Source organism: Ahrensia sp. R2A130 (assembly GCF_000179775.1).
Lineage (GTDB): Bacteria > Pseudomonadota > Alphaproteobacteria > Rhizobiales > Rhizobiaceae > Pseudahrensia.
In genome coordinates this window covers 1-9610 of the sequence record NZ_AEEB01000025.1, presented here as the reverse complement: position 1 = coordinate 9610, position 9610 = coordinate 1, and the positions used below count along the sequence as shown (strand labels likewise).

The window sequence follows — 9610 nt, the reverse complement described above, 5'->3', positions numbered from 1 at the left end:
GATCTTGGCACCGCTTCAGTTGGTACTGACGAAATTGCTGATGGCACGGTCGGCAACGCCGATCTTGCTGGGGATTCTGTGAACAGCGCGAACGTCGTGGACAACAGCTTGACGGCTGACGATCTGGGCACCGCTTCAGTTGGCACTGACGAAATTGCCGATGGTACCGTCTCCAACGCCGACCTTGCCGCAGATGCCGTCACCACTGACAAGATCCTTGATGGCACTATTGTCGAAGCTGACATTGCCGACAGCGCTGTAACGTCTGCCAAAATTGCTGATGCGACCATCGTAGAAGCCGATCTTGCTGATGGCGCTGTGACCTCCGCGAAAGTTCTGGATGACACGCTGACCGCAGACGATATTGCGGCCAACGCCATCACGGCATCTGAATTGGCTGATCTGTCCGTCGATAATGCCGCCATTCAGGACAATGCCGTTAACAGCCGCACCATCGAAGACCGTTCTATCGTGGCTGCAGATATTGCCGTGGACACGATCACGGCTAACGAAATCGCAGCTAATGCGATTGGTTCTTCAGAACTGGCTGATGATGCTGTCGATACCGCTGCTATCCAGAACAACGCGGTTACCTTCGACAAACTGTCGACGGGTGTTCAGGGCCGCATCACCGGACTTGAAAGCCGCGTATCGCGTCTTGAAAAAGAGACCGATGATCTGAAGGGCGGCATTGCAGCTGCGGTTGCTATCGCCAACGCGCCTGTCATTCAGGGCGGCGCGACTGGCACTTCTTTGAGCTTCGGTGTCGGTGGTTATGACGGAGAATTCGCCGGTGCGGTTAAACTGGGTTATTCGCCAAACGCTACCACGTCCATGAACCTTTCTGCTGCTGTCGGAACAACCGGCAAAGTGGCTTACGGTGCAGGCATTGGCTTCGCCTTCTAAGCGCAAGCAAAGCAAAAATCTGGAACGCCCCGCTCAAAAGGTGGGGCGTTCTGCTTTCCGTAGGAGAGAAAAGTGATGATGAAATTCACAAAAATGCTGGCAAAATTTGCTGCTGCTCTGCCGCTAATAACTGTGCTTGCGGGTGGAGAAGCAATGGCTCAAACCGCGCAAAAACCTGTTGACCTCCGAGACATCTGGAAACTTGGCTGCGTTGCCAAGCAAGCTCAAAGTCAGGCGACCTGTCAGCTGCGAAATAATCTTTACACCGATAACGGTCAGTTGATAGCGCGGTTGATATTGGGGCGTGTGGAACTGAAGAATGGGATGCGCTGGTATCTCAACGTGCGCCTGCCGTTAGGTCTCGATATTCCAAGAGGCGTCGGCTACCGCGTGGATAAGGGAAAGCCGATCCTGCTTCAGGTGCAAACGTGCACCTTAAAGGGGTGCCGTGCGAGCCTATCGTTGAGCCCCGCGCAACTTGCGCAGATCCGGCGCGGCAACCACTTCACTCTCATTTTTACCGATACGAAAAGCAAGAGCACTTTGGGACTTGGTTTTACGTTGGCGGGCGTTACCGCAGCAACGGACCGTTTGGCTGCGTTGCCCAAGCGCTCGACTGAGCAAGTTACGCAAAACTAGGTAATCGTCGTTCGTCGCCAACGATCGGCTGTCAACCATCAGGATTTTGTTGGCGTCCACCGCATGCTGGTTAGGTCAGCGTGACCTTGCCGCCCGAAAGTGCGGTAGAAAATGATGGTGAACCCTCGTTCACCATCCACTTGCGAAGAGTGTAGGTCCGTTTGCCCTCTGCGTGCATTGGGTCGCCGTCTGCCAAAACCTTTGCTTCGTCCATATTGCTGGCGCGGTAGATGATGAGGCCGCAGCCTTCCATCTCTTCGCCGGTTAGATCGGACAATGGACCGGCAAGAAAAAGCTTTCCCAAAGCTTCCTACTCGCGCTGATAGTCCAGATGTGCGGGTAAGGTCTGGACCATAATATCAGGGCGACGGCCAGTGTTGATTCCACCACAAAAAGCTCGAATGCCAATGCACCACGTCCGCGTGCGGTTTCTTTATATTCGTTCCAGCTTGGCATGAGGAATTGGTTCCCGTCGATGAATTGCGAAGATCATCTTAGCCAATTCTGACTTCAATAAAAATATCGATATTTATTGATCAATCGATGATAATGTGGGTATTTTTGTATGCCATCTACGACCCTCGAAGAGCTAGATATTGAGCGCTAACACTCCTGACGAGCAGCAATTGGCGCATATGCGCGCGGAAGCGCAGCAGGATGTGCGAGACCTGCGCGAGAAAATAAGAGCACTCGACGAAGCAGGTATTGAGCTTACTCTTAGCCGCGCGCGGTCGCACTAGGCCTGGAAAGATGTGCCCGTCACCGACGACCAAATTCATCGCATGTATGACATCGTGAAAATGGGCTCCACCAGCATGAATTCATGCCCGGCGCGTTTCGTTTGGGTTCGGACGCCGGAAGGCAAGGCGCGCTTGTCGAAATCGTTGAAGCCACCGAATGTGCCAAAAATGGCTGGTGCGCCACTGACCGTAATCGTGGCTTACGACACCGAGTTCTGGCGCGAACTGCCAAAGCTATTCCCCCATGAAGACCGCCGGAAGATGTTTGCCGATAATCCTGCTTTTGCGCTGGACACCGCGATCCGCAACTCCACGCTTCAAGGCGGCTATTTAATGATGGCAGCGCGAGCCATCGGTCTGGATGTTGGTGCGATGTCCGGCTTCTCCAATGCTGCGGTCGACGAAGAGTTTTTTGCGGGCACCACGCTAAAATCCAACTTCCTCTGCAATATTGGCGTTGCCGATGAAACCGCGCTCTTTCAGCGGTTGCCCCGTTTCGATTTCGACGAGGTTTGTGATGTCATCTAGTCCAACCATTCGCCCCAAGACGACGGTTAAACTTCGCGCAAAAGCCAACTGTCCTTCGCATTCGCTTGCCAATGTCGAGATACGGAATCTGGTGGTGCCGGTAGAACGTGGTGGTACCAATATTGGCCCAACACCAACTGACACTGCGTTAGCCGCATTGATCGGTTGCACGAATGTTATCGGTCATAAATGCGCAAAAAGCCTCGATATTTCAGTCGGGCATTTTGATATTTCTGCGGTCTGCGGTCTGCGGTCTGCGGTCTGCGAATTCGACCGGCGTGGCGTGACCTTGGCTGAAGAGATCGACGTTCCCTTCCAGCGTATTCACCTGAGCGTTGAGACGAGCGAACTCGTTTCACAACCAGACCTTGACCGGCTGGCCGCTGAAGTGGCCAAATTCTGTCCGCTGGCAAAACTGTTTCGGCAAGCAGGAACAGAGATCATTGAGGAATGGACGAGCTCGAATAACTAAACACTGCCTGAACCGGCGACCATAAGCCGGGCAGGGGACGATAAAATTAATGGCATTCTGGGAGGAATAACATGACCAGCTTTGTAACAACGACCCGCCGCGCTCTAATGGCGTTTGCGCTTTCCACCGCAGCTTTTGCGGTTTCTGCACCTGCACAAGCTGCCGAAACGATCAATATGATTGCGATCGATGGCTATCCTGATCGGGCAATGTGGGTGAAAGAATTTTCCGGCTTCTTCATTCCGCGCGTGGATGAAGAGCTGGCCAAAGCTGGCAATTACGAAATCAAATGGCAGGAAGCCTATGGCGGCCAGATCGTGAAACCACGCGGCGTGCTGGAAGGCATTAAGCTTGGTCTTGGCGACATCGGCATCGTTACGACGATCTTTCACAATTCGAAATCGCCCAGCCAAGGCATCTCGGCAGTCACGCCCTTCATCGCAGCTGATGCTCGTGTGGTTGCCAAGGCGGTGGACGAGATTGCCAAAGAATTTCCGCAGATGAACAAGGAGTTGGACGCTGAAAATCAGGTCTATCTAGCGACCGGCGTTGTGCTCGACACTTACCAGATGTTCTCCAAAGAGCCGATCAATTCGCTTGCTGATTTAAAGGGCAAAAAGGTTGCTGGCGCTGGCTACAATCTACGCTACCTTGAGGGTATCGAAGGTGCTGCCGAACTTCTACAAGATGGTGCAAACCGGTGTTGTTGATGCAGCCATGCTTTGGCCGGAAGCTGCTAAGACCTTCAAGATTGCGGAGGTTGCGCCCTACATGCTGAAAGCGGACCTTGGAGCCGTTAACTCAAAAACCGTGACGGTGAATAAGTACGTTTGGAACAAGCTTCCTGACGAAGTGAAAGATGTCCTGCAGAAAGTTGCCCTGAAATATCGTGACCATATTGCAGGTGTTGCAATGGATCGCGCTTCCGCATCGCTTGAGGCTTACAAAGCTGGCGGCGGCACAGTGGTTGAAATGTCTGCTGACGACCGCGCGGCTTGGGCAAAATCCATACCGAACATTGCTGTCGACTGGGCCAAAAAGCTGGATGCTGCCGGTGCCCCGGGTTCCGACATGCTGAAAGCCTATACCCAGAAACTCAAAGACGCTGGTTTCACGCCGGTGCGTGATTGGGCTGCTGAACTTTAAGCTAGGCTAACACGGCGGGGACTGGATTATTATGGAAAACGGTTTCCGCCGCATTCTCTCACCAGCGCTCGGCATCGCTATTGTTGCCAACGCTATCGGTACTGCAGTCATTTTCGTCCTTGTTGGCATAATGAATGTCGATGTTATCGCGCGGGGTGTTTTCAACTCTCCCTTGCGCGGTGTGGTCGAGGTAGTGATCTTCTCCCTCGTCTTGATCGTGTTTCTGCAATTGCCTGATGTGGTGCGAAGCAACCGATTGACGCGGTCTGACGGTTTCCTTCCGGCTAAATTATAAAACTAAAGGCTGTCGGCGAGATAGATGCTGGTCTGCTGGTAATGCTCCATCAATCGCTGGCTGGCGAGGTCTGCATCCCGAGCCAGAACTGCATCGCAAATGGCGCTGTGTTCTTCTGCTACATCACGATTTGGATAGGCCTGCGTTCCTGAAAGCTGTCGGTAACGAACGTTCTGATCGTAGAGCTGGTCACAAAATTTCAGCAGCATCGTAGAACCGCATTCTGCGATCAGCGTCATGTGGAAGAGCTTGTGTGCTGCTTCCCACTCAGCATTAGCAACAAAGTGGTCGGCTGCTTGCGAGCGCGGGATGCGTGACAGGCGATAATTGGCCAACACAACCTGTTCTTCCCAAGCTTGGGAGCCGTTTGCGATGCTTTCCCGCAATGCCCGTTCTTCAAGCCAGCAACGGGTTTTCAGGAGTTCGGCGAATTCTGCAGTGCTGGCCTTTGATACGCGAAACCCTCGTTGATCAATCCGCTCCACGAAATGGTCTGACGTCAAAAGGCTTAGTGCTTCGCGAATAGGGCTTGTGCCCACATCATACCGTTCCCGTAACTGTTCGATCTTCAATTTCGCACCGGGATGGAGTGCGCCAGAAATTATATCTTGCTTGAGCGCTGCGTAGGCGCGGCTTGTCATGGATGGTGAACCTGCACTGGCGTTGCCCAGGGATATTCCTTCGCTCGCGAAATCAGCTTGTTCAGCTTCGATTACCCTCTCCATGCCGTAATTTCCTTTTTGTAGATTTTTTGCTCTTGCAGTCAGATATATCGGTTTTCCGTTGTTCGCCCAAGGCGCACACGATAGAAGTTTGCTGAGCAGTATAGTTGGGAGAATGGCATGCGTTTGGTAGCTTTTGAAGGAGCGGACGGCCCGCATGTGGGTGTGGTTTCTGATGGTGGTGTGATCGACGTCACGGCAATCGATGAAAACGCCCCGCGCGATATTCAAACAGCTATCGAAAACGGGCGAATTGGCGAGTACGCTGCTGCAGCCGACAATGCTGGCGATGATCGTCTCAACTACGACGCTCTGACATTCCTGCTGCCCGTAGAACGTCCGGGAAAGATACTCTGTCTCGGCCTCAACTACATGGAGCATGTCAACGAGGGTATCTTTGAAAAGCAGCCCTATCCGACGATTTTTATGCGCAGCGTTTCTTCGATGGTGCCGCACGGGCAGCCCATGGTTTGTCCGTCAAAGAGCATTCAGCTGGACTATGAAGCTGAACTTGCACTGGTGATCGGAAAACACGCCAAACACCTAACAGCTGAAAACGCGTTGGATGTCGTCGCTGGCTACACCTGCTGTAACGATGGTTCTGTGCGTGAATATCAACGCCATACGATCCAATGGACCATGGGCAAGAACTTCGATGCCACTGGTCCGCTAGGTCCGGTTTTCGTGACGCCGGACGAACTGCCAGAGGCTGCGAAGGGCCTGAAAATAGAATGCAGATTGAACGGCCAAACTGTCCAATCCAGCAACACCGATATGATGATGTTCCCTGTTGTGGAAACTCTAGTCTATCTCACCGAGGGCTTGACGCTAGAACCAGGTGACATCGTGCTCATGGGCACGCGGTCTGGCGTTGGCCATGCCCGCAAACCGCCGCTCTGGATGAAGGACGGTGATGTCGTAGAGGTTGAAATCGAAAAGGTTGGCTTATTACGGAATCGGATTGTTGATGAGGTTTCGGCTTAAGCAGGCCTAGAGTTCCAATCCTGATCATTCTTCTTTGCGGATGAGAGGTCATGCCCACTCTTTCAAAGAGCGAAACTTCACGAAAAAAGCGCGATTTCTGATAGATTCAGTTGCGAAATTCCCAAATCATTCTGCAGGCTAAGAAAAATCTGCAAACAATATAGTGAATCAATGCCGGCCTTTAGACTTGGGCTGGGTACCTTGGGCAGATTGAATCTACAGCCAGCGGTAAATTTCAAACGAGGTTTCATTTCTTTTAACGCTAACCCATTAGATTCGGGGGTGTAACGTGTTTTGAGTTCTGAGTACCGCGATGACAATTGATACCCCAGCTGCGACTAGTTTTCTGGCACCCACGGCCGAAACGCTGATCGAATTAGTAGCAATTGCATTGGAATCGCAGCGCGGTGGCGGGCAAGGATTTGTCATCACCCAAAGCGGTGAGCTTGCGTTCCGCTCTGAGGGTAAAGAGCTTCTCATCGCACGTTCTGAAGAGCTTCTTGAAGCTGCTAATGTCCCTCACGAGCACGTTGCTCAGCTTCTCAATGCGGACCCGGCATTGTTGCTAACGTTGGCAGATGCTGCCGAGATCGTATCTTTTGCCGAGTTGGGGGTGGAGTTTCAGGCAGGTTTCATCGCGGCCCATGGCCAACCCGTTGGTCAATATGAAGGGCTTGCAGGACTTTCCGATGAGACGTTGCGCGATGGTCTCTTTAGCAACCAGCTCAACAATGATGGAACGCTGATCGAGGCTCTTGGTGGGGTGAACGGCGCTTCAATATATTTCTCCGTTTCGCTGGAACTGAAAACATTTGCCAACCTGTTCGGGCGTGTGAATGCGGGTGTTGGTGTTGATCTCTATCACCTGCCACCACTCCCCGATGAGGACTATATCCGGGGCATGGACCCGACCATTTTCCCGGTTATCGAAGAAGGTGGAGGGATCTCTGCTGAAGAGCCGACAACGGTACCTGATGTTTTCACTGTTTCCGAAGATACGCCGCTTGCTGGCGACCTTGCAGCTAACGACAGTGTGCCAAACCCGGGCGCAATTTTTGCATTGTCCGGTCCGCCGCCTGCAAATGGAACATTCGTTCTTAACCCGAACGGCACCTTTACGTTTGACCCTGATCCCGACTTTTCCGGAGAGGTTACATTTACCTACACGCTGACCGACCCTGCCTCCGGTACGGTTCGCACCTCAGTCGTTGTTATTGATGTTATCGCGGTTGCTGATGCGCCAATCGTTACGGCTGCCAACACCGTAACTGACGAAGATATACCTGTGCCATTGGCAGGGCTTACCGTTGCGTTGGATGATACCGACGGCTCTGAAACTATTGCCGTTACAATTAGCGGTGTGCCTACCGGCGCGACATTGAGCGTTGGTACAGAAATTGCTCCCGGTGTCTGGTCTATCAGTCCCGCTGACCTTGCGACCGTGGAACTAACGCCGCCTGCTGATTTTCATGGTGTGATCGACCTCGTCATCGAAGCAACTGCCACGGAAGGCTCAAACGGCAATACCAGCACGACATCCGTACCTTTTACCGTAACGGTAGAAGCAGAAGCTGATTTGCCAAACTTGACGCCCGGAACATCGGCCACCAGCGAAGACCAGCCCGCCCCAGTTGGCCAGTCTATTGCGGTGGGTGTCACTGACACTGATGGGTCCGAAGCGATTACCGATGTTTCGGTAACCAACGCTCCCGCTGGCGCGGTTGTGGATTGGACCGTTACCGGTGCAGCTGTTGTGACTGCGGTTCCCGGTGGTTTTAGCATCACCGGTCCTGAATCCGATATCATTGCAACATTGGCGACATTGACCGTCTTGCCTCCACAAAATTCTGATGATGATTTCATCCTCGATATCGCAACCACTGCGACTGATGCCGATGGCAGCACAAGCACAAATACCGGGCAACACCCTGTTACGGTTGAAGCGGTGGCAGATGTGCCAAGCGCTATCGTTGCGCCTGCGACAGGTAATGAAGACATGCCAATCCCATTGGTAGGTCTCGGCGGTACGCTGGCCGATACTGACGGCTCTGAAGTTCAGACGTTCAGCATTTCCAATATTCCTGCGGGTGCCACATTGTCTGCTGGTACCGTGCAACCAGATGGAAGTGTCTTGTTGACGTCGGCGGAGCTTGCCGGTCTCACCATCACGCCACCACTGCATTTTAGCGGAACTTTCCCGCTCACGCTGACATCCATTGCGACTGAAACGTCCAATGGTAGCTCGGAACAGATTTCGGACACGTTCAATGTCACGGTCACCGCAGTTGCGGATGCACCTGTTGTTACGGGTGGTTCGAGTTCGGTTGACGAGGATGTGACGACGGTGTTCGGCGCGGACATCAGCTATGCGCTGGTTGATATGGACGGGTCCGAGGTTGTGTCTCAGGTTGCTGTCACGGGTATTACTGCCGGTGCTGATATTACGTTCACGGCAGCAGGCGGCGCGACTGTGACCGCTGTTGCCGGTGGTTATACGATCACTGGCCCTGAGGCCGATATTCGCGCGACGCTGGATACGTTTGCCTATGACCCTGCTGATGATGACGACACCAATGTGCAGCTGACGGTCGAGGTTACCACCACCGATGATGGCGGTTCGACTGCAAGCGCGACCGATACCCATGATCTGATCGTGGCCGCTGTTGCCGATGCGCCTTCCGGTTCCGGTGTTGGTGCGGGTAATGAGGATACGGCGATCGCCGTTCCTGTTACCACGCAGCTGAATGATACTGATGGTTCTGAGACAATCACACAGGCTGTGGTCACGGCTCCTACCGGTGTCGTGTTGGGCGGCTTTGGTCCATCGGGTGCAACTGTGGTGCAAGCCGGTCAGGATTGGACGATCACGGGTACACCTGCGCAGATCGATGCAGCGCTCGCTGCCATGACGGCAACGCCTCCCAACAACTCCGATGCTGATTTCAATCTTTTGGTCACGCTGACTGCGACCGAGACAAGCCCTGTTGGTGGTGAGGTAACCACGGCTACTGCCGACACGACCTTCGCCGTGCCTGTCACGGTAACTGCTGTTGCTGATGCGCCGAACGTTGTTGTTCCTGTTGCGCCTATTCCCACCGAGGAAGATACGGCTGTTGCTGTCGGTGCAGCCCTTGGTGGTTCGCTTAACGATACCGATGGATCGGAGACGATCTCCTAC

12 protein-coding genes are annotated in these 9610 nt (G+C 53.4%); 10 read left to right on the top strand and 2 right to left on the bottom strand.

Translation table 11 applies throughout. The features are described from left to right. Together R2A130_RS17840 and R2A130_RS15950 are read left to right on the top strand one after the other, a co-directional pair. Window positions 1-906, top strand: a 906-nt coding sequence (locus R2A130_RS17840; RefSeq protein ID WP_009465216.1) for a YadA C-terminal domain-containing protein, incomplete at its 5' end; no start/stop codon positions are given. A gap of 75 nt (window positions 907-981) precedes the next feature. Further along, on the top strand, window positions 982-1545 hold the full coding sequence (locus R2A130_RS15950; RefSeq protein ID WP_009465215.1) for an invasion associated locus B family protein: 564 nt from the start codon (window positions 982-984) through the stop codon (window positions 1543-1545). Window positions 1546-1615: 70 nt separating this feature from the next. Here the strand turns inward: R2A130_RS15950 and R2A130_RS18860 are convergent, their stop codons facing one another. After that, the gene (locus R2A130_RS18860; protein ID WP_009465214.1) at window positions 1616-1849 is read right to left on the bottom strand and encodes a YciI family protein; all 234 of its coding nucleotides are present in this window, start codon (window positions 1847-1849) and stop codon (window positions 1616-1618) included. 292 nt (window positions 1850-2141) lie between these two features. Here R2A130_RS18860 and R2A130_RS19160 point away from each other — a divergent pair, with 292 nt between their 5' ends. The 6 genes from R2A130_RS19160 to R2A130_RS15925 all read left to right on the top strand — a co-directional run bounded on the left by R2A130_RS19160 (window position 2142) and on the right by R2A130_RS15925 (window position 4726). Beyond that, complete coding sequence (locus R2A130_RS19160) at window positions 2142-2285, top strand: hypothetical protein (protein WP_009465213.1); 144 nt, start codon at window positions 2142-2144, stop codon at window positions 2283-2285. Between the two features lie 12 nt (window positions 2286-2297). Further along, window positions 2298-2813 (top strand): malonic semialdehyde reductase, encoded by a 516-nt coding sequence (locus R2A130_RS15940; RefSeq protein ID WP_009465212.1) that lies wholly within the window; start codon window positions 2298-2300, stop codon window positions 2811-2813. Further along, window positions 2803-3285, top strand: a complete 483-nt coding sequence (locus tag R2A130_RS15935; protein WP_040306355.1) for an OsmC family protein — start codon at window positions 2803-2805, stop codon at window positions 3283-3285. Before R2A130_RS15940 ends, R2A130_RS15935 begins: the two co-directional genes overlap by 11 nt. A 71-nt stretch (window positions 3286-3356) precedes the next feature. Further along, window positions 3357-3995 carry a putative trap dicarboxylate transporter- dctp subunit gene (locus R2A130_RS19040; protein ID WP_009465210.1) on the top strand — a complete coding sequence of 213 codons (639 nt, stop codon included), beginning with the start codon at window positions 3357-3359 and terminating at the stop codon, window positions 3993-3995. Then, window positions 3973-4431 (top strand): TRAP transporter substrate-binding protein DctP, encoded by a 459-nt coding sequence (dctP, locus tag R2A130_RS19035; RefSeq protein ID WP_211098067.1) that lies wholly within the window; start codon window positions 3973-3975, stop codon window positions 4429-4431. Before R2A130_RS19040 ends, dctP begins: the two co-directional genes overlap by 23 nt. 31 nt (window positions 4432-4462) lie before the next feature. Further along, window positions 4463-4726, top strand: coding sequence for a hypothetical protein (locus R2A130_RS15925; RefSeq protein ID WP_009465208.1), 264 nt, complete (start codon window positions 4463-4465; stop codon window positions 4724-4726). A gap of 2 nt (window positions 4727-4728) precedes the next feature. On the opposite strand, the gene R2A130_RS15920 is transcribed toward R2A130_RS15925, so the two are convergent. After that, window positions 4729-5451: a GntR family transcriptional regulator gene (locus tag R2A130_RS15920; RefSeq protein WP_009465207.1), complete on the bottom strand. Its 723-nt coding sequence runs from the start codon at window positions 5449-5451 to the stop codon at window positions 4729-4731. Window positions 5452-5568: 117 nt separating this feature from the next. Here R2A130_RS15920 and R2A130_RS15915 point away from each other — a divergent pair, with 117 nt between their 5' ends. Beyond that, a complete protein-coding gene (locus tag R2A130_RS15915) occupies window positions 5569-6432 on the top strand; it encodes a fumarylacetoacetate hydrolase family protein (RefSeq protein ID WP_009465206.1) in 864 nt (287 codons plus the stop codon). A gap of 313 nt (window positions 6433-6745) precedes the next feature. Next, a partial coding sequence (locus R2A130_RS15910) for an Ig-like domain-containing protein (protein WP_009465205.1) occupies window positions 6746-9610 on the top strand: 2865 nt, incomplete at its 3' end.

Coding starts and splice junctions, on each gene's coding strand:
- R2A130_RS15950 (WP_009465215.1), top strand. CDS start 982: ATGATGAAATTCACAAAAATGCTGGCAAAATTTGCTGCTGCTCTGCCG.
- R2A130_RS15935 (WP_040306355.1), top strand. CDS start 2,803: ATGTCATCTAGTCCAACCATTCGCCCCAAGACGACGGTTAAACTTCGC.
- R2A130_RS19040 (WP_009465210.1), top strand. CDS start 3,357: ATGACCAGCTTTGTAACAACGACCCGCCGCGCTCTAATGGCGTTTGCG.
- dctP (WP_211098067.1), top strand. CDS start 3,973: ATGGTGCAAACCGGTGTTGTTGATGCAGCCATGCTTTGGCCGGAAGCT.
- R2A130_RS15925 (WP_009465208.1), top strand. CDS start 4,463: ATGGAAAACGGTTTCCGCCGCATTCTCTCACCAGCGCTCGGCATCGCT.
- R2A130_RS15920 (WP_009465207.1), bottom strand. CDS start 5,451: ATGGAGAGGGTAATCGAAGCTGAACAAGCTGATTTCGCGAGCGAAGGA.
- R2A130_RS15915 (WP_009465206.1), top strand. CDS start 5,569: ATGCGTTTGGTAGCTTTTGAAGGAGCGGACGGCCCGCATGTGGGTGTG.